The sequence below is a fragment of the Ruminococcus sp. J1101004sp1_RTP21198st1_B9_RTP21198_201120 genome (genome assembly GCF_040924245.1).
GTDB lineage: Bacteria > Bacillota > Clostridia > Lachnospirales > Lachnospiraceae > Blautia_A > Blautia_A faecis.
In genome coordinates, this window is sequence record NZ_JBCOMI010000009.1 from 70,355 (window position 1) to 91,364 (window position 21,010).

Genomic DNA, 21,010 nt, shown 5'->3' on the forward strand with positions numbered 1-21,010 from the left:
TTTTTCAACCTACATCCAAATTGTATCAGGACAATCTTTCATTTCACTTTCAAAAAACGAGCAGAAGTCTTACAGAATTGTAAGATTTCTGCCCACTTAAAATTTAACCAACATATGGTAATTGAATCACAAACGTGCTTCCTTTTTTCTTTTTGCCGGAGGTTACCATGATTGTACCTCCGTGTTTTTCGATAATTTCTCTCGATAGAAAAAGTCCGATTCCTGTACCACTCTTTTCCATGACCTCCTTGGAACTTCCTCTGTAAAATCGTTGAAAAATTTTGTGATACTCATTCTGCGGAATACCAATTCCCTGATCCTCAATTTCCATTCTTACAAGATAGTTTCTTTTTTGTAACCGGATAAATATTTTTGAACCACACGGACTGTACTTGACCGCATTATCCAGAACGTTGATCACAGCTTCACCAAGCCACCTTTTATCCTGCATAATCGTGCATGTTTCCAGCTCTTTTTCATAGTCAAAAACGAATTCAATTTCTTTCTCATCCGCTTTTGGATAAGTACAGTTCACAGCAGATATGACAGTATCCATAAGCGGAAGTTTTTTCTTATTAATCTGAATCAGTCCAGTTTCCATCTTGGATATTTCAAGAAGCGACTGCAATAATGTCTCCAGTCCATCCAGAGCACTCCGACAACGGATACGAAACTCCTCCTGTTCTGTGGCACTTAAGTCATTCTGCATCAGCACACTAAAACATGTATCCAAAGCTGCAACCGGTGTCTTTAACTGGTGAGAAATATCAGAAACCATTTCTTTCGTGTTCTCCTTTTCTGCCCTTGCTTCTTCCTTTATCAACTGAATATGATGTCCGATTGCTTCAAGCTGGTCATTCAATTTTTCCAGTTCTGCATGATTTTCCGTTTTCAGTAAATCATCAAATTTATTTTCACGGAATCTGATCAGAATTTCTTCCAACTGGTCTAAAATTTTCTGATGACACGCATCTTCTTTTTTCTTCCAATAAAGTAAAAAAGTCAAAAGAAGCACGCATATCACAGTGCTTACAGCACCGGTCACCATAACCTGATGCCGGAATTGCGAATAAAATGCATTCCCTTTATTCCCCCAGTATCCATATTGCTCCAATAATCACCTTCCCTGTTCGTTGGTTTCAATATCCTTATCCTTAAGCAATTCCGAAACAGCATCCAGCCCGGAAAATTCTTCCTTTGCAGCAATCTCTGTCATAAGATTCATTTTATATTTATAATCTTCATAAAACACATACGTGGTAAAGCAATTTAATATTGCAAACAATAATATGACAGGTAATACCAAGGAGAGCACTACTGTAATCTTCTTGCGATATCTCTTTGTCACTGCCTTACCTCCTGATTCCATATATACCCAAGACCTCTGATATTCTTTATATAGACCGGTGCAGCCGGATTGTCTTCGATTTTCTCACGGAGTCTTCTGATATTGACAGCGATTGTATTTTCATCCACAAAATCCCCTTCCAGATCAAACACATTTTCCAATATTTGTATTTTTGAAAGAATCTGTTTCGGATTCTGAAGAAAAAAAGTCAGCATTTTCAACTCCGTTTTTGTCAGACTGATTTCACGACTCTTTATCAGGACTTTCATTTCTCCTGCGATAAATACGATATCTCCCGAAATCATCTTTCCGGCTTCCGTTTTCTCCTGTCTGCGGCGGAAATGTGCTTCTATTTTCAAAAGAAGTACCGAAAGACTAAACGGCTTTGTAATATAATCATCTGCCCCTGCTTCATATCCCATGACCTGATCCATCTCTTGATCTAGTGCTGTAAGACAAATAATGTATGTATTATAATTGCATCTCATCCACCTTACAAATTCCAGTCCATTCCCATCCGGGAGATTCACATCACAAATGGTAACATCCACATTATTATCACTTGCAATTCTTTTCGCTTTTTTCACTGATTCTGCTGAAAAAACCTCATATCCGGATTTTTTCAGTGAAAATGTAATTCCACGATTTAAATTTTCATCATCTTCAACCACGAGTATACCTGGCATAGCATATCACCTCTCTTTATTAACTATTTTTCCTCTTCGTTACATATTTGTTCTGCCTCAATATCCTCGGTAGTGACTTTCCCTGTAATATCCCTATAGGCTTCTTTTATTCCATTTTTGACCGCCCACTTAATTATAAAATATAATGCAAGTAAGACGATTAGTGCTGTGCCAAAACTAATTCCTAATTCTTCAAACATTTCATTACCTCTGTCAATTCCGATTTGCACTTCAAATCGTTTTCTTTATTCTATCATAGCTTCTATTATTCCGCCATCAGTCTTTCGAACCAGGTATCCATGACAATGATAAACTGGCCTGCTCCTGGCAATTCTTGCAGCATTTCGTCAAGAGTTTTCTGTTTCACATATTTCTGCACATACACCCAACAGGCAATGCTACTGACTTCTGATACAATGTCAGCTATGGTTTTGCGCATAAGCTCTTCAAATAGAATTGAATACTGTTTCAGCTAATTTATTTTTGCAGGTTTGGGAGAGATTGTTTCTTTTCCCGCCTTTTCTCTGATTTACATCTCCGAATAAGGGGTGACAACAGGGCGGAACCCAAATGTTAGTTGGAAATTGATCATTTTGAATGGAATTTCATGTCACGAACGTGATTAGAAAATAAATAAAGCGTTCGCTGTCAGCTAATCCAGCTAACATTTTCGAACGCTTTGAAGCCCGTCGCCAAGAGGATTTGAACCTCCGACCCCTCGCTTAGGAGGCGAGTGCTCTATCCAGCTGAGCTATGACGACACATGCCGCAAACCCTTGATTTTACTGGGTTTCTGGGATTTTTCCCTTCGGCCATATATAAGATTATCAACTCTTTTTCGAGTTGTCAATCTACAGATTTTTTTGATTTGGTAACATTAGAACGTTCCCCAATTTGGGGAATGCTTTGTTGTCACCCTTAGCATTTTTCAGAATAGATTCGAACTGAAAGTTGTTTTTCATTTTTTCCCTTTGGGGAATGCCTCGGCTTTCTCTTAGGAGGCGGTCGCTCTATCCAGCTGAGCTACGGAAACATCTTTAAAATCTATTCAATTTTAGTCTTAAACTTACTCAATGTCAATCGCCTTTGCCCGAAAGGCGGTCGTTATAACATATTCTTAGGAGGCACTTGTTCTATCCATTAAACTAACAGGACAAATCTGTAGCTTCAATTGTACTATAATTACACACAAATTACAAGACTTTTCTTCTATACCGTCCTTACAATGGTTACTGTTCGTTAGAGCATGTTTGAAAAAAGCTTTCTACAAGATATGCATTACGAAGCAGTTACCACTTTTGAAACACAAATTGATGCACTATACGGTTGGCATCTGTATACTTGTAAGAGCTTTGACACAGTGCTAGAATAGTAAAAGTTGTATTTTTCAAATAGATTTTTAATTACCAGAAGGAGACCTCAGCCATGCAGCAGGAATTCATTACAGTAACCTTCAATCGCACGAAGATCGCGATCCGATGTGCAGACATTCTCTATGTGATCATGTCAGATGATCATTGCAGGATTCATATGTTTGATGGAAACGTGTATCGTTGCCGAATGACACTGAAAGAATTAAAGAAACAATTGAATGAAGAATTTATTGAGGTAAAACGTGGCTGTATGGTAGCTGTATCTGCAATCAGTGATATTGGAGACAGGATTTTGCTGTCTAATGGTGAGAAAATTTGCTATACAAAACGCAAAAAAAGGGTGCTCAGAGAAGAACTACAGAAAAATCAGGAGCTTATAATTGCAAAAATCAGTAAAAAAAGCTGCCGCTGACAGCAGAAGAATATCGCAAATATTATAAAATATGTGATGCTCTCCCTTTTGCATTCACGGATATAGAAATGGTATTCAATGAAGAAAAAAAGGCAGTGGACTGGATCTTCCGCTATGGGAATGAAGCGTTGGCTGCCCTGGAAAAGCAGCCCTTAGACAAGATGATCGGAAGTTCCTTTTCCAGTCTTTTTTCCAATATGGACGCAAAATGGCTTCATGTTTATGAACGTGCCACCTTGTATGGTGAAACACTGGAAATCATGGATTATAGTCCTGAAATAGATACGAATCTGAAAATTATATGTTTTCCTACATTTCCGGGACACTGTGGATGCATTTTGTTTAATGCAGACAAAATGAAATCTATAAGTGAAGAAAATCATCTGGTCAGATTGGTTGAAGTTTCCATGAAAAGTAATTCTTCTAAATAAAAAATGTCGTTTTACCGCTTATTAGGTTGATTTACCGCAATAGAAACGTTATTTCTCTATAATTCGATTGTTCCCCTGATACATTCATGCTATATTTTTATTAGATATTGTTTTTTGCAAGCAATTAAGATTTACAGCAGAAAATATCTGAATTTTTTGCAGAACAAGGGGGAAAACGTATCATGAAAAGAAAAAAAGCAGTTACTTTGACTACCGCTGCATTGGCACTTACTATGGCTGTCTGTGGCAGTTCCACCGCAATTGCCGCATCAGAATTAACAGCAGAAAGCAAACCAGCCACCCAGTATACCATTGATGCAAATCAGGAAGTTTATGCATTGCTGGATTTCGAGGATACTGAGGAGTTTGAAAATGCTACAAAAGGTCTGATTGCGTCTCCGGATACTCTGGATATTTATGATGAGAACGGAAAGCTTGTATGGAGTCAGACAGCGTATGCTTTTCTGGATCAGGAAGCTCCGGATACAGCGAATCCAAGTCTTTGGAGAGATACACAGCTGAATCATATTTATGGTCTTTTTGAAGTAACCGATGGAATCTATCAGGTGCGTGGCTATGATATGTCAAATATCACCTTCATAAAAGGTGATACGGGATGGATTGTAGTAGATCCACTGATGAGCATGGAATGTGCGGCAGCGGCTTTTTCCCTGGTGGAAGAGAATCTAGGCACTTTTCCTGTAAAGGCAGTGATTTACAGCCATTCCCATGTTGATCATTTCGGTGGAGTCAGGGGAATTATTTCAGAAGAAGATGTACAATCCGGTGATGTGCAGGTAATTGCACCGGAGGGCTTTGAGAAGCATGCTGTCAGCGAGAATATTTATGCAGGTACTGCCATGGGGCGCAGAGCAAGCTATCAGTATGGAACCATGCTTGAGGCCAGTGAAACAGGAGCTCTTGCCATTGGTATTGGCATGGGGCAGTCCAGGGGCAGTACAAGTTATATTTCTCCTACACTTGAAATCACAGAAACCGGTGAGAAGCATACTATTGATGGAGTGGAAATTGAATTTCAGCTTACTCCGGGTACCGAAGCACCGGCAGAGATGAACTTCTGGATTGGATCGAAAAATGCTTTGTGGATGGCTGAAAACTGTACAGGAACACTCCACAACCTGTATACACTCCGCGGAGCCCAGGTACGTGACGGAAACGCATGGGCAGAGTACATTATGGAATCTCTGGCACTTTATGGTGATCAGGCAGATGTAGTATTCCAGTCTCATAACTGGCCACATTGGGGAAAGGATATTATTCAGGAATATATGACCAATACTGCAGCTGTGTATAAGTTTATTAACGACCAGACATTGCTTTACATTAATGAAGGTTATACGGAGACAGAGATTGCTAATATGATCCAGCTTCCCAAGGAGTTGGAGAAAGTCTGGTATACCCGTCAGTATTATGGCACAGTTTCTCATAATTCGAAGGCAGTATATGAGAAATACATGGGATGGTATGACGGTAATCCAGTCCATCTTGCGGAACTTACACCATCGGATTATGCACAAAAGCTGGTAGAATATTTCGGTGACACAGATGCGGTTCTTGAAAAAGCAAAAGAAGATTTTGCAAAGGGAGAATATCAGTGGGTTGCCCAGATCACCAATACGCTGGTTTTTGCTGATCCGGAAAATATGGATGCACGTTATCTTTGTGCAGATGCATTAGAACAATTGGGGTATCAGGCAGAATCCGGTCCATGGCGCAGTGCTTACCTTTGTGCGGCACAGGAGCTGCGAAATGGTACAAATACCGATGATGCAACGCGAGGCAATGGTAACGGTGATGTTATTTTACATATGACACCTGAAATGATTTTGGATTATCTGGGAATTCTTGTAGATACAACGAAGGTTCCGGATCTGACGTTTACAGCAAATCTTATATTGCCGGAAGGTAATTATGTACTCCGCGTGAAAAATGGCGTACTTCTTTATCAGAAAGATACACAGGATGCGGATGCTGATGTGACATGGACTACCAAACGTGCCGGACTGCTGTCTATTATTCAGAAAAACGCGGAGAATGTTGCAGCTTTGATCCAGCAGGAGGGTGATGAGACCTGCCTGACACGATTAATGGATGCAATTACGGTTACCTCAGAGTATAAATATTTTAATATTATCGAGCCATAAAATTTTTATGTAGAAAAACATGGTTTCGTAAATAACTATACCAATCGCGTAGGATGTGGATTCACTGGACACCTGGACGGCACCAGCCATTACAGAGATTGATCAGGCAAACGTGAATTAATATTTCCACAGGATACATTTATCAAGTAAAAAAGGACCCCTCGCAAGGTAGAAGGCTAACAAGCCTCGACCTTGCCGGGATCCTTTCATTTACATTCCTTTCATTTTAAAATCAGCTTTCCCATTCTGTTTCACCTTATACAAAGCCATATCTGCGCTTTTACAAAGAGACATAACGTCTTCTCCCTGTTCCGGGAATGCAGCTCCGCCTGCGCTGGCTGAAAGCTCTACAGCCTCTCCTGTAGGCAGTGTAAGCTGGGAAATCATCCTCTGAAACGTTTCCATATAAGTCCGCGCCATTTCCCCTGTAAGATTCTTCAAGTAAACCACAAATTCATCACCGCCATACCGGCCGATTATGCTATCCTCCGGGAAACAGCTTTTCATAGTTTTCGCAAAATGCTTCAGGCAGAAGTCTCCATTGTTATGACCGTAAGTATCATTATAAATTTTAAAATTATCTACATCAATAAAGATGAAGATGCCTGGCGTTTTTTTACGCAATTCTTCTTCCACGGCAATCTGAAAAGCCCTGCGGTTCAGAATTCCGGTAAGAGGATCTGTAGTAGACAATCCCATGTACATTTTCTTATCTTTTTTCTCCAACAGCACAAGGGTCAGCATGTACAGCATCGTGAAGCCTACCAGAATACTTCCGTATACTCCGCCCCAGACGGAAAACTGCTGGGTGATATCAGAAATATTCTTATTTGTCAATTCAACGATCACATACCAGCCTGGCATAACAGAAATACTTCTATAGGAAATTGTAGATTCCTCTCCTCTGATAATAGCGGAAAATCTCCCATCCTTCTTTCCGGAACGCATGTCCTTTATCCACTGGTTGTAGGAATAACCTGCATCATACTGGAAATACTTCTGCTGAAGCAAAAGATTGTTCCAACTGCCAGACGTGCCGGAATTGTCACTGACACAGGTAATAAAATTTTCTGAATCGGCCTTTAACAGATGAATGCTGATCTTGCCCTGAAGAAGCTCATACTCACCCAGCTGTCTGAGATTTTCGATCATAATCGACACATAAAGTGTATGAACCAGTGAAGTATCCCCTACTGGCACAAAAACAGTCATGGTCATATTTCCAGTTCTGCTGGACTGGTAAGGATCCGAGTTAAAAGAAGTATCTGAAGCCAACGCCGCCTCATCCAGCTTCTTCTTTTTGATATCGGAAACAGCGCAGCTGCTGCTGCCATAAATTTCGCCATCATTCATAATAAAACCAATATCACCGAAAACAGTCTTGTCAAGATTTTTCTCCAGCTGTTCCAGGATTTCCTCCGGCTGGGCATTTTCCATAGACCGGATCATCTTTATATCTTCCTGTACATAGTTCTGAAGATATTCCATAGAATCATTCATCTTTTCCGCGTACAGGCCTGTGATCAGCTCCAGATGCTCTGTATTGAAATTCCGCGCAATTCTGCTCATGTGAAAGTATGCCGCCACGATAATAACAAGGCAGACTGCCAGATACAAAGTCAGCAGGACTTTTCTTTTTGTTTTATTTTTTCTTCGATCTTTCATGAGACAGCATTCTCCATAAGATAATCAGAATCAACCATAATGACTCCAGTATCAAAATACTTCTGCTCTGATTTTTCTCCCTTTATAAGAGAATTCAGGGAAAGCATTCCCAGATATCCCATCTGATCCTGTTTCTGCAGCACAGTCACTGCATGATACTCCGGATTCTGAAGCAGCTGTTTCGTTTCGTCCGCCAGGTCAAAACCCACCAGCACCACATCTGTTCTTTCTTCTTCAAAAAGAGTATTTACGATGCCGACAGTAGATGTGTTATTACAGCCGAAAAAGCCCTTTATATCTGCATTTTCTCTCAATAATGCAGAAGCATCCGATTGTGCCTTTTTCGTATCACCGCCATTAACTCTTATATCCTGAACGATTTCCCACTGCTCCGGTGCATTGCCCGCCCAGAAATTCAGGAATCCGGAAACACGATTTACCATTGCCTGTGAACTATCCGATGACAACTGGATTCCCACTTCCAGTGGGTCTGTCGGTGAATTTCCTGCATCATACAGCAACTCCAGCATTTCTTTCGCTGCCATTTCTCCGGCATCTATATTATCTGTCATGTAACAGGCATCAAATTCGCTGCTGTTAATAGAAGAATCAATAAGTACTACCGGAATATCCTTTTCCCGTACCTTCTGACAGCTGTCTGCCAGTGAATTGGAATCTGCCGGAGCCAGCAGGATTCCGTCAGCGCCTTGCTCCATAGCCTGGTTCATCAGGTCAATCTGACCGGAAATGTCAGTTTCGTTATCAATTCCGCCAAGATAAACCGCTTCATCCAGTTTTTTTGCAGCTTCTGTTATACCATCTATTACCTTCTCCCAGTAAGCACCATGATAATTTTTCAGAATAACATATATTTGCTTATCGCTTTCCGGATTAGAAATACAGGTATAGTCCACCACAGCGGGCTGCTCTGCTGCCTCCTCCATGTTTGCCTTCGAACTCCCCGAGCAGCCTCCCAGCAGAACAGATGCCACTCCCACAAAAATCAACCGATATGCTTTCGTTCGTCTCATTTTTTCCCCAGTACTTATACCCAAAATTATAACGCTTACAGCGCAGATATTAAATAGTTACCAGATATTTTACATTTTTGCATATATTTTTTGTGTATATCTGATATATTATATTCCTGATGTATAAGGGCTGTCAATGTCTATTCTTCACGATTCCCAGTCTGCATCCTCTGTTTTCGATTTCTGTTATCTATAATCAAAAAAAGCACGCCCTTCCAAGTAATAGTATACTCAAAAGAAAATGCTCTTTCCATTATTTTACAATATTTTTCACTATATTGTGCCTTGCCGGTCACTGTTCACTGGCAACGTTCCGCGAGGTGTTTTTTGTGAACAAAGTTCACAGAAAACCCGAGAATTACGGCGCGAAATCATGCTTTGCATGATTTCTGTGCATCGCGAAGCGCGTTACTGTGAACGGAGTGAACAGTAACCCTTGCCGGTCACTGGTAACATTCCGCGAGGTGTTTTTGTGAGCGGAATGAACAGTAGCCCTTTCCCAATTACATGTTAAAAAAGACTTCTGCACGATGTACATCATAGTTTGTGGCATATCTCATCCCAGCAACGCCTTCATAACCCCCACATAACACACCGACACATTCGTCAAGTCTTCCACCTCCGCATACTCATCAATGGTATGCGCCAGATTTTCCCTTGCAGGTCCCATTCCAATAGTACGGATGCCAGCTTCTCCTGCATAATGACTTCCATTTGTACAGAAATTGTAGGTAGTTACCTCTGGAGAAAAACCCTCTTTTTCCAGTTCGGATTTTATTTTTGCCACCCACTCCTCTTCTGCGCCAAACAGCCAGCCTGGGAAAAAACGTTCTCCCTGGATTTTTTCTCCGGTGTAGCATTCCTCTTTTCCCACTGCATAAGAAACCTTATAGGAAAACTGCGGATCCTTTTTCTTCAGCTCTTCCATTTTTTCAATGATTGGCTGAAGCACGCTTTCCTTGGTTTCACCTACCAGAAGTCTGCGGTCATAGGTTGCACGGCAGTATTCCGGAACAACGGAGGCTCCTGGATATGGGGAAGATTTTACGTCTGTCAGCTCCAGGATTCCTTTTCCCAGTTTATCCTGGACAGGCGGCTCGATCTCGCGGATAGCCTGAATGGCCTCACACATTTTATATACTGCATTTACGCCCTTTTCCGGGTTTGCTGAATGTGCCGGTACGCCAAAGGTCTCAACCACAATTTCCGCACGACCACGCTGGCCTACCTTCAAATTCATTTCAGAAGCTTCACCAATTACCACATAATCCGGTTTCACTTTCTCACTTATTTTTCGCGCAGCAACACCTTCGAAGCATTCTTCATGCACAACACCTGCCACATATACATCTCCGGCAAAATTTTTTTCATTTTCCACCGCATATCTATGCGCAGCAACTGTAAATGCAGCTACCGCACCTTTCATATCAGCAGCTCCTCTGCCATAAAGCTTTCCATCTTCAACAACTGCATGAAATGGATCATGTTTCCAATCCTTTAAATTTCCAACTGGAACCGTGTCTATATGTCCATCAAACAGGACTTTCGAACCAGGATTTTTTCCTTTAATATGACCGATCACATTTCCGTAGCAGTCAGTTTCTATCTCATCGAAAACACCGGCCTCTTTCATATACGCCTTTAAAGCTTCCGCCGCTTTATCCTCATGTCCTGAATAGCTCTGACAGTTTATCAGACTTTTTGCCAGCTCAATTACTTTTTCGTCCCATTTTTCACTCATGGCCTATTGCTCCTCCTCGTCCGTCTTCGTACGGATTATTGCCTCCAGAATTTTTACACAGCCTTCGATTCCAAAAGTCTCTCTGTTTATAGTAAGATCCTTCTTTTTCTTATGGCTCCATTTTCCCATGGAGTAAAAACGGTAATAATTGTCCCGCGCCGCATCCATTTTCCGCACCAGCTTTTTGGCTTCTTTGGCAGAAATGTGGTGCTTCTTCATAATGTTGTCAATACGAAAGCTCTCCGGAGCATAAATAAACACACTCAGTACATCCGGCTCATCGTGAAGTACATAATCTGATAACCTGCCTATGATGATACAGGATTCCTTTGCATACAGGTCTCTCATGATCTGTGCTTCCTGATGAAAAAGCTTATCCTCCTGTGCAGAATTAATGCGTCCGTTTCCAAGATAAGGATCCATAAAACGCCGTTCCACGTTTTCGTCATATCCACACACAGAATTAACATCCACTCCTGATTTTGCAGCTGCCCTGGCAAGCAGTTCTTTATCATAGAGCTTTACTCCCAGACGTTCTGAAAGTACTTTTCCTATTTCATGACCTTCTGCACCGAATTCACGGCTGATAGTCAGTACAAAATGCTTTCCCATGATTTTCCTCCTGGATTTTAAGTTTTTCTCAAAATTCTACGAACTACTGTTTTCATTTTGCACAAATTATATTTTTGCTTTTCTGTTAGAGCGTGTTTGAAAAAGTGCCACGTGAAACATTACTTGCAAACAGTAATTCTTATGATACCTTATACAAGCTCTCGTTTTTTTCCTTTTCTATCTCCTGTTTTTCATATATCTTTTCCACATATTTACTGGTAAAAGCACGCATTACAGCAAAGTAACCTAAACGAAAGCAAATCCTGTCTCCATTCTTAAATTCTTTTTCGCAGTCCGTTACATCCACAATCAGATGATCGCTGCTGGCTCCGATGATCTCTACGCCTTTATCTACCGGCCACATAGTTTCTACGTCAACATCCTGCCTGCCAAGGGCACAGATGGCTCTCTTTCGGATTCCCCTGTCTGTAAAAACAGGCACATGACCATAACTGTCCGCACCAATCTTTCCGATCGGCATAGACGGCTTCTCTTTAGATTCAATAATCTCAGCTTCCATGATAAATGCGTCGTTGCTGGTTCCCGGCAAATACTCATAGTTTGTCCGTTCTCTGCCAAACAGCACAGACTCACCAAGACGAAGGTTATTGATTCCTTCCGGAATCCCGTTTTCCAGCATCAGGTGAATAGTCGCAGAATTGCCACCACTGATACATACAGATGCATCGTATTTCTTTGCCAGACCAAGAAGCCGGTTCATTTTTTCCTCATCAGACTGTACAAAAGAAAAACAGGTCAGATTTGTACCAAGTCCATACAAATCCAACCCCTTTGCCTGCTTTGCATAGTTTATCGCTTCTGTCAGATGTTCTTCTTTAAAATAGCCTTCCCGCAGATCGCCCAGATCCACCATCAGAATTACTTTGTGTTTCTTTTTCAGCTGTATAGCCTGTTGGTTAAGTGCTTTCAGTGTCTCAAGCTCAGAGTTTACCGACACATCACAGAACTGCACCACTTCTCTCGCCTCAGATATGGATGGCATACGGATCAGCCACTTTTCACAAGGCAGATTTTCATAATTTCTGATATTTTCAATTCTGGAATCTCCCAGCCTTTTTATCCCCTGATTCACCAGAGTCTGAGCAATCCTTTCCTCGCCACCAAAAACTTTGGTTACACCAGTTATTTCTATATGGTGTTTTTCAGTCAGATCTTTCATGACTCTTGCATTCTCTGCAATTTTATCCAAATTGATATGTATGCATGGATACAACTTTGACCACGCTCCTTATTAGATGATATGAGTGGCCCAAACTCTTCTGCCGTCCTGTCCACTGCAGTTTTTTGCTTATTTAATGCCACAGATTTCAAATGAGGTCGGCAGATAAAAACACACTATGGTGCATAGCTGCCAGCTTTCATAACAATATTGACTGAGCATAGATACTCATTTTCAATTTACAGCACACTTGCAAGGAAGTTCCTACATCTTTCCGTCTTCGGATGAGCAAACATTTCTTCCGGTTTTTCCTCTTCTACAATGTAACCGTCATCCATAAAAATGATTCTGTCCGCAACATCTCTTGCAAATCCCATTTCATGTGTAACCACAACCATAGTCATACCTTCTCTGGCAAGCTCTTTCATAACATCCAGAACTTCTCCAACCATCTCCGGATCCAGTGCACTGGTAGGCTCATCAAACAGCATAATCTTCGGATTCATTGCAAGCGCACGGGCAATTGCCACACGCTGTTTCTGACCACCTGATAAAGTTACAGGATACACATCCTTTTTATCCAGCAATCCAACTCTGTCCAGAAGCTGTTCCGCCTTTTTTACAGCCTCCGCTTTTGACATTTTTTTCAACATGGTCGGCGCCAAAGTCATATTCTGCAGCACAGTATAGTTTGGAAAAAGATTAAAATGCTGAAATACCATTCCGATATTTTCACGGAACTGATTGATTTTTTTAATCTCAGAAATATTTTCTCCAAGAATCACAATATCGCCATCCTGCTTCTCTTCCAATTTGTTCAGGCATCTGAGCAGGGTGGATTTTCCGGAACCGGATGGTCCGATCAGGCAAATCACTTCGCCCTCTTCTACATTAAAGGAGATATCCTTCAGAACTTCCAGATCTCCAAATACTTTATGTAAATGTTTTACCTCGATAATTGCCATAATTCATTTCTCCTAACGTTTATCATAGCTGAGTCTGCGCTCTACTTTCTTGGAAAGCCATGTCAGAGCTGTTATCAATACAATATAAATGATTGCGGCATAGGAATATAATTCAAAGGCTTTGTAGTTTCTTGCAATAATGGTTTTGGCAGTCATTGTCAACTCATTAACACTGATTGCGGAAAGAATTGCAGTATCTTTCAGACTGCTGATAAACTGGTTCATAAGAGACGGGATCATAATTTTTACCGCCTGTGGAAGAACAATTTTTCTCATAGTCTGAAAATAGCTTAAACCAAGACTTCTCGCTGCTTCCATCTGACCATAATCAATGGCCTGAATACCTGCCCGGAAAATTTCTGCCATATATGCAGAAGCATTAATTCCCAAAATAATAATTGCAGCCAGCACCAGGGTCAGGGAGTTTTTAATTACGCCAAAATACAAAAAAAGCGCCAGAATCATAAGCGGAATACCTCTTATAATTGTGATATACACACTGGCAATCTTCTGTAAGATACGACTATTGCTGATAGAAAAAATACAAAGTATAATACCAAGCGCCACCGCCAGGAGAATACCAAAAATCGCTATTATAATTGTCAGTTTCAGACCTTCCATCAGCCGTGGAAAGTATTCAACAAAATTAGAAAAATAATCTGCCATATTGTACCTCTTTATTATCGGATTTCTTTTTGTTTCCCTTTAAAAAGTTCCTTTTATTGCTGTTTGCTCCATTCAGCCCAAATATTTTCCGCAACATTACCTGCAAACAGCATCCATTTTTCAATAAGTTTGTTTTCCTGTAAAAAGTGCAAGGGAGAACGCTTTTTATATGCGTTCTCCCTTGAATGCCTTTTTACGATTCAGTTTTACTTTTCAATGATTATTTCTTCTGCTCATAACATTTCAACACCTTACAGTTATGAGTAAAAATATATTTTCCGTTGACTTTAATATTGCTTTATTATGCAGCTTTCTGTCTGTCTTTTTTATTCATATTCAGCAATAATCTCATCATATTTGCCGTTATCTCTGATTTTCTGAAGTCCTTCGTTAAACATTTTAAGAAGATCAGCATTCTCGCCTTTCTTTACAGCAAATCCATTCTGAGGTGCTTCCTCGATTGCGTCAATGGCAACTTTCAGATCTTCCTGCTCACCAATCTTGATCTGATAGCTGATTACCGGATAATCCTCGATAAGGAAATCAGCCTGTTTGTTTGCAACTGCCATCATCATACTTACAGAATCCGGATAAACAGTTGTCTCAAATCCGTATTCATCAGCATGATCTTCACACCACAGCTGACCGGTAGTTCCTTCCTTGCATGCTGCAACTTTTCCCTTAAGATCATCAAAATCAGAAATGGAATCATCATCCTTATTTACAACCAGTGCAGAACCAGATTCATAATATCCATCAGAGAAATCAACGCTCTCTTTTCTCTCATCTGTGATATTCATTCCTGCAATAGAACCATCAATTGTTCCTGAAACCAGTGCCGGGATGATACCTGAGAAATCCATAGGAGTCAACTCATATTCGAATCCCTCTTCCTCTGCAATTGCAGCCAGAAGTTCTACATCAATTCCTTTATAACTTCCATCATCCTGCTGAATGGAAAATGGAGCATATGCCTGGTCACATGCGATCTTGTAAACTTTCTCATCATCTGCAAATACCTGAGTTGCACCAAGGCCAGTCATCAGTCCCATTGTAAGTACCAGTCCCATTGAAATTGTTTTGAATTTTTTCATAGTTGATTTCCTCCTCGTAAAAAGATTGTTTTTAAGCCTGGAAACAAAAAAGGCGCAGACACATTGAAGTGTTCTACGCCTTTGTAGTTTCGTTTGCTTTTTGATAGTTCTGCATTATAGGAGCTTTTTTCGAAGTTGTCAAGAGCTTTTTTATTAACTTTGAGATTGTTTTTATAACTTAAATTAGAGCGTGTTTGAAAAAGGCTTTCTACAAAATGTGCGTCACAATTTGTGGGAGATTTCGCTCGGATGAGGGCGTCGTAGCGGGCTGCGGCAACCGAATTCGGGTGAAATATACCGCAAAGTGGGGCATGCAGATTGCGGGAATGATTTTTTAAACACGCTCTAGATGAATCTAAAGATTCGTCTAAAAATGCAGCTGCCCCTGCAGCCAAATCAGCCCCTTAAATCTGCGTCCCACAGCCGGTTCGCCCAGCAGATCCGCACAGTTTATACACACATCGAACTGGATATCATTGCACTCGATAGTCATCTGGCACAGTTTCTCACCAGTGAGAATGTTCTTAAAATTCACAAAATCCACGATTTCGCCCATCACACTATACTGATCACATTCAATTCCATGAGGCATAAAACAGGTATCCACAATTGTCAACACATCATCTGTAACAATACGCTCAGAAATCATGGAATACATATCCATATCTTCCATTGTAAGGTCTTCCATGGCTTCTTCATCACCATTTCTGGCAGCCGCGATCAGATTATTGCGGTTTTTTGTCAGCTCTCGCTCTACTTTTACAGCTTCTTTATCTTTCTGAACCGGAAAAAGGATCTTCCCTTCTCTTGCCAGTCCTGTAATCGTCAGTGGCTGTCCTTCACGCACATTCCCCTTATACTTCTCCAGCATATATTCTGCAGGATTCTGAAGATAAAAGATCAAAGTCACGCCAAGGCGCATGTCATCACACGCCCCTGCATAAGACTCTTTTTCTGCGTGTCTCTCCACGACTACACTCTCCTGAGAGGTGATTCCTGTGCCGCGAAAGAACGGAAATGAATATTCTACGTGAAACTCATTGTCTTCATCATACTGTCCACAGACTGTTATTCCACAGTCACAGCCATAATTCTTGGAATATTGTACAAAAACTCCATCCGGATGATTCTCCACTGCAATTTTCTCATCGTAAGTATTTATCACATCCTGAATGATTTCCTGCATTTCTTTACGTGACTTTACCTTTGAAAAGCCAACAGTTCTTAAATAACTATGCACATTATCACCTCCCTGTTAAGCAGTCTTATTGCAAATCAAACAACTTTTCAGATATTCTGATATTCTCCGGACCATCTGATATTTTACTTTTGATCTATTACTATTTTCAGATCATTTACTTTTAATCTATTACTATTTTCAGCTCAAAGTCCAATTTTTGGTATTTTTATGCTATTTCATCTTTAAGTCCAATTATTTGGACTTTTTCTCGATTTTTGTCATTCCACCCATGTATGGCTGAAGGGCAACTGGAATATTTACGCTTCCATCTGCATTCAGGTTGTTCTCAAGGAACGCGATCAGCATTCTTGGCGGAGCAACAACTGTGTTATTAAGAGTATGAGCAAGATATTTCTTGCCATCTTTTCCGTTTACACGGATTTTCAGACGACGTGCCTGTGCATCACCAAGGTTGGAGCAGCTTCCTACCTCAAAGTATTTCTTCTGTCTTGGAGACCATGCTTCAACATCCAGGGATTTCACTTTCAGGTCTGCCAGGTCACCAGAGCAGCATTCCAGTGTACGAACCGGAATATCTAGGGAACGAAACAGATCAACAGTGTTCTGCCACAGTTTGTCAAACCACATCTTGCTGTCCTCTGGATTGCAAACTACGATCATCTCCTGCTTCTCAAACTGGTGGATACGGTAAACGCCTCTCTCTTCAAGTCCATGAGCACCTTTCTCTTTACGGAAGCATGGAGAATAACTTGTAAGAGTTTTTGGAAGCTCTTCTTCCGGAATGATCTGGTCAATAAATTTACCAATCATAGAATGCTCACTGGTTCCGATCAGGTACAGATCCTCACCTTCGATCTTGTACATCATGGCATCCATCTCAGCGAAGCTCATAACACCTGTAACAACGTTACTTCTGATCATGAACGGCGGTACACAGTATGTGAATCCTCTGTTAATCATGAAATCACGTGCATATGCAATAACAGCAGAATGAAGTCTTGCGATATCACCCATCAGATAATAGAAACCATTACCAGCAACACGTCTTGCGCTATCAAGGTCGATTCCGTCAAAAGCTTCCATGATTTCTGTATGATACGGAACTTCGAAATCCGGAACAACAGGCTCACCAAATTTCTCAATCTCAACGTTCTCGCTGTCATCTTTACCAATCGGTACAGATGGGTCAATGATATTCGGGATTACCATCATATCCTTCAGAAGCTCTTCCTCAACTTCTTTCTCTCTCTTGGAAAGTTCCTCAATACGCTCACCGGAAGCTGCAACCTGTTTCTTAACTTCCTCTGCTTCATCCTTCTTTCCCTGGCCCATAAGAGCACCAATCTGTTTGGAAATTTTATTTCTCTCTGCACGAAGAGCTTCTACTTCCTGTTTGATCTCGCGGTTTTCCTTATCCAACTCCAGAACCTTGTCAACCAGCTCCAGTTTGCTGTCCTGGAATTTATTGCGGATGTTCTGCTTTACGATTTCCGGGTTCTCTCTCACAAATTTAATGTCTAACATGTCTTCCTCCTGTACTGATACTTTATTTTTTATGGCAAATATCTGTTTTATTTTTCCATATCTCTTTTTGCAGCAAGTATCTGTTTTATTTTTTCATATCTCTTTTTATGGCAAGTATCTGTTTTGTTTTTCGTTTTATAACAATATTGTCATTACTATTTATTTTTTATAACAATTTTGTCATTTTTCGCTGTTTTTTTATGACTTATATTCATTTTTTACCAACTGTTCGCAGCAACCAATTTACTCATCTTTTTCAATATTTTCCAAGCCAAAATTTACAGCTTTTCTAAGGGCTTCAAGTTCTTCCTGGCTCAACATTACATAGGACTCTCCCTTTACAATTTCTTTCAGATAAAGGAAGCAATTGTCTCTGCTGTGTACTGCATTCAAAATTACTCCGGAATTATCCTGATCCAACAAAGCCAGTGCAAAACTAAGTTTTCCGCCTACATCATCGAACGCATCATACTTTTCAACGCCATATTTGCTGAACATAGATTCCAAATGATGTTTGATAAAGCTGATGTCGTGCTCATGATCCTCTTTGGCTTCATAAAGGCGGTCAATCTGAGCGAATTTTCGTACAAAAACTTTCTCAAGAGATTGTGCGTCACTGCCTTTCATGAACATTTTGTATTTACGTTCCAAACGGCTAAGCCTCATTTTGCTGCTGAATACATTCACCGCCAGAACGATGGTCAGAATCAGCAGTAAAATAATAATGATACCCGGGTCGATTCCCAGGCTGTCAAAAATACTGCTCATGCACTCTCCTTATCTTATTGATTCAAACAACTCAATGATTCTTTCCAGTTCATCTCTGGAATAATATTCAATTTCAATTTTACCTTTATTATTTTTCTTTCTGTGGATAAAAACCCGGGTTCCCATAATGCCCTTCATTTTCTCCTCGAGACTCTCGTAAATCGCATCTTCAGCTGTATTTACCGTCTTCTGAGTTTTCTTCGGTGGCTCCACAATATGTTTTACCAGTTTTTCAGTCTCTCGAACGCTTAATTTCTCATCAAAAACCTTCATTGCCACACTTGTCTGCTTATCCTTGTCTGTAATTGCAAGAATTGCACGAGCATGCCCAGCTGAAATCATCTCATCAATCAGCATCTGCTGAACTCTTTCATCCAATTTCAAAAGGCGAAGGGAATTAGTCACTGCAGTTCTGCTCTTAGAAACGCGTTCTGCAATATTATCCTGTTTCAGCTTAAATTCATCGATCAGGCGCTTATAGGCCATCGCTTCCTCTATTGGATTTAAGTCTTCCCGCTGAATATTTTCAATCAGGGAAATCTCAACTACCTGCTGATCATTAAATTCCTTAATGATTACCGGAACTTCTTTCAATCCGGCAAGTTTGGCTGCTCTCCATCTTCTCTCGCCTGCAATAATCTCATAGTAATCGCCTTTATCCGAAACCAGAAGTGGCTGTAAGATGCCAAACTGCTTAATTGATTCAGATAATTCCAGTAAAGCATCCTCATCAAACTGCTTGCGTGGCTGAGTTCTGTTTGGCTCTACCTTTGAAATCTTTACAAGCATTTCAGATTTCTTCGGTTCTTCAACTACTGCAGCTTGTGCTGTATCTTTTGTTTCTGCAGCACTCTTCACTGCTGAAGCATTCAAAGAACCTTCTTCCTGCTGATGTAAGCTTTCATTTGTGGCAACTGGCTTTTGCTCTGGTTTTTTTTCAGCTGGCTTCACTGACTTCTCCGGGAAAAGAGCATCCAGACCTCTTCCAAGACCTTTCTTCTTAACTGCCATTACTCAACCTCCCTGTTTATCACTTCTTCCGCAAGAAGGCGATAAGCTTCTGCTCCTGTGGATCTCGGATCATAAAGAGTAATCGGCTGTCCGTAACTTGGAGCTTCTGCCAGTCTGACATTTCTCGGAATAATGGTCTTGTAAATATTCTGCTGAAGATTTTCCTTAACATTCTCTACTACCTGTAGCGATAAATTTGTACGGGCATCATACATAGTAAACACAACGCCCTCAATCTCAAGATCATTATTCAGCCTGTCCTTTACCAGATCAATAGTATGTATCAGCTGTGATAATCCTTCCAATGCATAGTACTCACACTGAATCGGAACCAAAACAGATGTCGCAGCAGTAAGTGCATTAATAGTAAGCATATTCAGAGATGGGGGACAATCAATAATAATATAATCATAATTATTCTTTATTTTGTCAGTAATCTCTTTCAATATGTATTCTTTATTATCAATACCAACAAGCTCAATCTCTGCGCCAGACAGATTTACATTTGATGGTATCAAATCTACATTTTCTACTACATCTTTGACAATCGTCTTCTCAACATCGGACTGTCCTACCAGAAGTTCATACAAGGTATCTTCTACTTCATTTTTATCAACACCTAATCCACTGGTAGTGTTTCCCTGAGGATCCATGTCAATTGTCAGAACTTTTTTCCCCTGTTCTGCCAGGCATGCAGAAAGATTAATGGCTGTGGTAGATTTACCAACGCCGCCTTTCTGATTAGCAACCGCAATCGTTCTGCCCAATATCAACCCTCCCTTTCATATTATTTAGGTTACTGTTCACACAACATTTTTATAAAAAGCAACATGTTTAATTGTAAAAAAGAAGCCTACTTGCAGGATTCTCCACCTACGGCGGGTCACCTCGAGCGCCATCTAACTTTCTGCCGCAGTGTGATCCTGCCTAGTAGAGCTTTTTATATAATAGAAAATTTCAACAGAATTTCTTATTATATAAAAAATGTTTCACGTGAAACATTTTGCAATTTTTAATTGCACACAATAACCAAAGTTTATAGATCACTTCACCATCCTACAGGTTCTGCAATCTTATCATATAGCTATTGCTATTATAACACTTTTAAATTTATCTCGCCACATAATGTTTCACGTG

20 protein-coding genes, 1 tRNA gene and 2 pseudogenes are annotated in these 21,010 nt (G+C 40.5%); 4 read left to right on the forward strand and 19 right to left on the reverse strand.

Annotated elements, in window-relative coordinates:
* Positions 1 to 103: 103 nt before the first annotated feature.
* The 5 genes and pseudogenes from AB5618_RS07810 to AB5618_RS07830 all read right to left on the reverse strand — a co-directional run bounded on the left by AB5618_RS07810 (position 104) and on the right by AB5618_RS07830 (position 2,795).
* Positions 104 to 1,369: pseudogene (locus AB5618_RS07810) on the reverse strand (sensor histidine kinase).
* Entirely contained in the window at positions 1,345 to 2,034 is a 690-nt protein-coding gene (locus tag AB5618_RS07815; protein WP_148463129.1) for a response regulator transcription factor, read from the reverse strand. The pseudogene AB5618_RS07810 and the gene AB5618_RS07815 overlap by 25 nt, the downstream one beginning before the upstream one ends.
* 23 nt (positions 2,035 to 2,057) lie before the next feature.
* Complete coding sequence (locus AB5618_RS07820) at positions 2,058 to 2,234, reverse strand: DUF6019 family protein (protein WP_021939191.1); 177 nt, start codon at positions 2,232 to 2,234, stop codon at positions 2,058 to 2,060.
* Between the two features lie 65 nt (positions 2,235 to 2,299).
* On the reverse strand, positions 2,300 to 2,473 hold the full coding sequence (locus AB5618_RS07825) for a hypothetical protein (protein ID WP_347709192.1): 174 nt from the start codon (positions 2,471 to 2,473) through the stop codon (positions 2,300 to 2,302).
* Positions 2,474 to 2,721: 248 nt separating this feature from the next.
* Positions 2,722 to 2,795: transfer RNA gene (locus AB5618_RS07830), tRNA-Arg, on the reverse strand.
* A 664-nt stretch (positions 2,796 to 3,459) separates the two neighbouring features.
* On the opposite strand from AB5618_RS07830, the gene AB5618_RS07835 reads away from it, so the two are divergent.
* From AB5618_RS07835 to AB5618_RS07845, 3 genes are all read left to right on the forward strand, one after another.
* Positions 3,460 to 3,819, forward strand: coding sequence for a LytTR family transcriptional regulator DNA-binding domain-containing protein (locus AB5618_RS07835; RefSeq protein WP_368366641.1), 360 nt, complete (start codon positions 3,460 to 3,462; stop codon positions 3,817 to 3,819).
* 68 nt (positions 3,820 to 3,887) lie between these two features.
* Positions 3,888 to 4,250: a hypothetical protein gene (locus tag AB5618_RS07840; RefSeq protein WP_368366642.1), complete on the forward strand. Its 363-nt coding sequence runs from the start codon at positions 3,888 to 3,890 to the stop codon at positions 4,248 to 4,250.
* Between the two features lie 182 nt (positions 4,251 to 4,432).
* Entirely contained in the window at positions 4,433 to 6,415 is a 1,983-nt protein-coding gene (locus AB5618_RS07845; protein ID WP_368366643.1) for an alkyl/aryl-sulfatase, read from the forward strand.
* Positions 6,416 to 6,625: 210 nt separating this feature from the next.
* On the opposite strand, the gene AB5618_RS07850 is transcribed toward AB5618_RS07845, so the two are convergent.
* The 9 genes and pseudogenes from AB5618_RS07850 to AB5618_RS07890 all read right to left on the reverse strand — a co-directional run.
* On the reverse strand, positions 6,626 to 8,080 hold the full coding sequence (locus AB5618_RS07850; protein WP_368366644.1) for a GGDEF domain-containing protein: 1,455 nt from the start codon (positions 8,078 to 8,080) through the stop codon (positions 6,626 to 6,628).
* Entirely contained in the window at positions 8,077 to 9,111 is a 1,035-nt protein-coding gene (locus tag AB5618_RS07855) for an ABC transporter substrate-binding protein (RefSeq protein ID WP_368366645.1), read from the reverse strand. The genes AB5618_RS07850 and AB5618_RS07855 overlap by 4 nt, the downstream gene beginning before the upstream one ends.
* Positions 9,112 to 9,667: 556 nt before the next feature.
* Entirely contained in the window at positions 9,668 to 10,852 is a 1,185-nt protein-coding gene (locus tag AB5618_RS07860; protein WP_148463070.1) for a YgeY family selenium metabolism-linked hydrolase, read from the reverse strand.
* Between the two features lie 3 nt (positions 10,853 to 10,855).
* Positions 10,856 to 11,464: an AAA family ATPase gene (locus tag AB5618_RS07865; protein ID WP_368366646.1), complete on the reverse strand. Its 609-nt coding sequence runs from the start codon at positions 11,462 to 11,464 to the stop codon at positions 10,856 to 10,858.
* 139 nt (positions 11,465 to 11,603) lie between these two features.
* Positions 11,604 to 12,698 carry an alanine/ornithine racemase family PLP-dependent enzyme gene (locus tag AB5618_RS07870; RefSeq protein ID WP_347088431.1) on the reverse strand — a complete coding sequence of 365 codons (1,095 nt, stop codon included), beginning with the start codon at positions 12,696 to 12,698 and terminating at the stop codon, positions 11,604 to 11,606.
* 185 nt (positions 12,699 to 12,883) lie between these two features.
* The gene (locus tag AB5618_RS07875) at positions 12,884 to 13,609 is read right to left on the reverse strand and encodes an amino acid ABC transporter ATP-binding protein (RefSeq protein WP_148463067.1); all 726 of its coding nucleotides are present in this window, start codon (positions 13,607 to 13,609) and stop codon (positions 12,884 to 12,886) included.
* A 12-nt stretch (positions 13,610 to 13,621) separates the two neighbouring features.
* Positions 13,622 to 14,275: an amino acid ABC transporter permease gene (locus AB5618_RS07880; RefSeq protein ID WP_148463066.1), complete on the reverse strand. Its 654-nt coding sequence runs from the start codon at positions 14,273 to 14,275 to the stop codon at positions 13,622 to 13,624.
* A 326-nt stretch (positions 14,276 to 14,601) separates the two neighbouring features.
* The gene (locus AB5618_RS07885) at positions 14,602 to 15,369 is read right to left on the reverse strand and encodes a transporter substrate-binding domain-containing protein (protein WP_148463065.1); all 768 of its coding nucleotides are present in this window, start codon (positions 15,367 to 15,369) and stop codon (positions 14,602 to 14,604) included.
* Positions 15,366 to 15,647, reverse strand: a pseudogene (locus AB5618_RS07890) (DUF6783 domain-containing protein); the annotation flags it as partial. The pseudogene AB5618_RS07890 and the gene AB5618_RS07885, both read right to left, overlap by 4 nt.
* On the opposite strand from AB5618_RS07890, the gene AB5618_RS07895 reads away from it, so the two are divergent.
* A complete protein-coding gene (locus tag AB5618_RS07895) occupies positions 15,597 to 15,707 on the forward strand; it encodes a DUF6783 domain-containing protein (protein WP_368366655.1) in 111 nt (36 codons plus the stop codon). The pseudogene AB5618_RS07890 and the gene AB5618_RS07895 overlap by 51 nt on opposite strands.
* A gap of 29 nt (positions 15,708 to 15,736) precedes the next feature.
* On the opposite strand, the gene AB5618_RS07900 is transcribed toward AB5618_RS07895, so the two are convergent.
* From AB5618_RS07900 to AB5618_RS07920, 5 genes are all read right to left on the reverse strand, one after another.
* A complete protein-coding gene (locus AB5618_RS07900) occupies positions 15,737 to 16,609 on the reverse strand; it encodes a DUF3881 family protein (RefSeq protein ID WP_195380101.1) in 873 nt (290 codons plus the stop codon).
* A gap of 192 nt (positions 16,610 to 16,801) precedes the next feature.
* Positions 16,802 to 18,094, reverse strand: coding sequence for a serine--tRNA ligase (gene serS / locus AB5618_RS07905; RefSeq protein ID WP_148463062.1), 1,293 nt, complete (start codon positions 18,092 to 18,094; stop codon positions 16,802 to 16,804).
* 243 nt (positions 18,095 to 18,337) lie between these two features.
* On the reverse strand, positions 18,338 to 18,862 hold the full coding sequence (locus AB5618_RS07910) for a DUF4446 family protein (RefSeq protein ID WP_118580781.1): 525 nt from the start codon (positions 18,860 to 18,862) through the stop codon (positions 18,338 to 18,340).
* 9 nt (positions 18,863 to 18,871) lie between these two features.
* Complete coding sequence (locus AB5618_RS07915; protein ID WP_148463061.1) at positions 18,872 to 19,873, reverse strand: ParB/RepB/Spo0J family partition protein; 1,002 nt, start codon at positions 19,871 to 19,873, stop codon at positions 18,872 to 18,874.
* Positions 19,873 to 20,640 carry a ParA family protein gene (locus AB5618_RS07920; protein ID WP_148463060.1) on the reverse strand — a complete coding sequence of 256 codons (768 nt, stop codon included), beginning with the start codon at positions 20,638 to 20,640 and terminating at the stop codon, positions 19,873 to 19,875. Before AB5618_RS07920 ends, AB5618_RS07915 begins: the two co-directional genes overlap by 1 nt.
* Positions 20,641 to 21,010: the final 370 nt, after the last annotated feature.

Bases quoted from the DNA above. Each gene is read 5' to 3' on its own strand.
- AB5618_RS07885 (WP_148463065.1), bottom strand. From the start codon at position 15,369: ATGAAAAAATTCAAAACAATTTCAATGGGACTGGTACTTACAATGGGA.
- AB5618_RS07865 (WP_368366646.1), bottom strand. From the start codon at position 11,464: ATGGGAAAGCATTTTGTACTGACTATCAGCCGTGAATTCGGTGCAGAA.
- AB5618_RS07840 (WP_368366642.1), top strand. From the start codon at position 3,888: ATGGTATTCAATGAAGAAAAAAAGGCAGTGGACTGGATCTTCCGCTAT.
- AB5618_RS07915 (WP_148463061.1), bottom strand. From the start codon at position 19,873: ATGGCAGTTAAGAAGAAAGGTCTTGGAAGAGGTCTGGATGCTCTTTTC.
- AB5618_RS07880 (WP_148463066.1), bottom strand. From the start codon at position 14,275: ATGGCAGATTATTTTTCTAATTTTGTTGAATACTTTCCACGGCTGATG.
- AB5618_RS07850 (WP_368366644.1), bottom strand. From the start codon at position 8,080: ATGAAAGATCGAAGAAAAAATAAAACAAAAAGAAAAGTCCTGCTGACT.
- AB5618_RS07825 (WP_347709192.1), bottom strand. From the start codon at position 2,473: ATGCGCAAAACCATAGCTGACATTGTATCAGAAGTCAGTAGCATTGCC.
- AB5618_RS07860 (WP_148463070.1), bottom strand. From the start codon at position 10,852: ATGAGTGAAAAATGGGACGAAAAAGTAATTGAGCTGGCAAAAAGTCTG.
- AB5618_RS07855 (WP_368366645.1), bottom strand. From the start codon at position 9,111: ATGAGACGAACGAAAGCATATCGGTTGATTTTTGTGGGAGTGGCATCT.
- AB5618_RS07910 (WP_118580781.1), bottom strand. From the start codon at position 18,862: ATGAGCAGTATTTTTGACAGCCTGGGAATCGACCCGGGTATCATTATT.
- AB5618_RS07815 (WP_148463129.1), bottom strand. From the start codon at position 2,034: ATGCCAGGTATACTCGTGGTTGAAGATGATGAAAATTTAAATCGTGGA.
- AB5618_RS07835 (WP_368366641.1), top strand. From the start codon at position 3,460: ATGCAGCAGGAATTCATTACAGTAACCTTCAATCGCACGAAGATCGCG.
- serS (WP_148463062.1), bottom strand. From the start codon at position 18,094: ATGTTAGACATTAAATTTGTGAGAGAGAACCCGGAAATCGTAAAGCAG.
- AB5618_RS07875 (WP_148463067.1), bottom strand. From the start codon at position 13,609: ATGGCAATTATCGAGGTAAAACATTTACATAAAGTATTTGGAGATCTG.
- AB5618_RS07845 (WP_368366643.1), top strand. From the start codon at position 4,433: ATGAAAAGAAAAAAAGCAGTTACTTTGACTACCGCTGCATTGGCACTT.
- AB5618_RS07820 (WP_021939191.1), bottom strand. From the start codon at position 2,234: ATGTTTGAAGAATTAGGAATTAGTTTTGGCACAGCACTAATCGTCTTA.